The organism is Mesorhizobium sp. M7A.F.Ca.ET.027.03.2.1, assembly GCF_003999175.1.
In the GTDB taxonomy this organism is placed as follows: Bacteria; Pseudomonadota; Alphaproteobacteria; order Rhizobiales; family Rhizobiaceae; genus Mesorhizobium.
Genome location: NZ_RZOM01001439.1, coordinates 1 through 1,157 on the forward strand (window position 1 = coordinate 1; position 1,157 = coordinate 1,157).

The 1,157-nt window shown below is 65.9% G+C and carries 1 protein-coding gene and 1 pseudogene; both read left to right on the plus strand.

Features of this window, described 5'->3' with window-relative positions; genetic code table 11:
• Window positions 1–700, plus strand: a 700-nt coding sequence (locus EN750_RS35400) for an ABC transporter permease (protein ID WP_145968248.1), incomplete at its 5' end; no start/stop codon positions are given.
• A pseudogene (locus EN750_RS35405) lies at window positions 700–1,157 on the plus strand (ABC transporter permease); the annotation flags it as partial. The gene EN750_RS35400 and the pseudogene EN750_RS35405, both read left to right, overlap by 1 nt.

A 1,157-nucleotide genomic window follows, 5' to 3' on the forward strand; every position in this document is an offset into this window, starting at 1 on the left:
GCTGCAGCCGATGATCGGGCCGCTGCCGGCCTTCGTGCTGGCGGTTGGTCTCGCGGGCCTCATAGGCCTGCTCAACGGGGTCCTGGTCGGCTATGTCGGCATCAACCCCATCATCGCCACGCTCGGCATCGGCACGATCGGACTGGGCATCGTCCAGGCGGCAGTCGGCGGCGTCATCGTCTATGGCAGCAATCCCGCTTCCGCCGAGTTCGCCAAGGGCCGGCTGTTCGGCATTCCAGTCGTGGTGCTGATCTTCCTGGTCATTGCTCTTGTCGGCCATTTCGTGCTGTCCCGCTCCTTCTGGGGCAGATGGACGCTTGCCACCGGCGGCAATTACAGCGCCGCCGAGGCAAGTGCGGTTCCGGTGCAGGCCGTGAAGGCTGGCGCCTTCGTGATCACAGCACTCGCTTCCGGCATCAGCGGCGGCCTGCTCGGGCTGACGCTGCAGAGCGCGCGGCCGCTCATCGGCGGCGGCTACGAATTCAGTGCCATCACGGCGGTGGTGGTCGGCGGCGTGTCGATCGTCGGTGGCTTCGGATCGGTGCCACGGGCCATCGCCGGCCTCATCTTCGTGCAACTGTTGACCAACGTCATGGTGCTCGACGGTGTGCGCACGCCGATCCAGGGTTTCGTGCTCGGCATCCTGATCGTCGGCGCCGTTGGCATGGATGCGGCGCTGCGCAAGCGGGGCGTGGCGTGATGCGTTTTCTTTCGCTTGTCTCGCAGCATCGCGTCGTCGTCATTCTCGGTCTGACGCTCGTCATTTCCGCGCTGGTGGTCCCCGGCTACCTCTCGGCATCGACCCTCGGCCTCGGCCTCGACCGGGCGGCGACGATCGGCCTGATCGCGATCGGCCTGACGGTGCTTTTGATATCGGGCCAGATCGACCTCTCCGGTGGCGCGGTGTTTGCCCTGGCCGGCATCGTGTCGGTCATCCTGCAGCGAGAGATCGGCATCCTGCCTGCTGCGATCGTCGGCATCCTGGTCGGTACCCTGGCAGGCGCCGTCAACGGCATGCTGGTCGTCGGCCTGAAGGTGAATTCGCTCGTGCTGACGCTCGCGACGATGCTCATCTTCCGCTCGCTCGCGCACTGGATCACCAACAGCCAGCCGGTGACCGGAACCGACATCATGCTCTCCCTGGCGCTGGCCAAGAT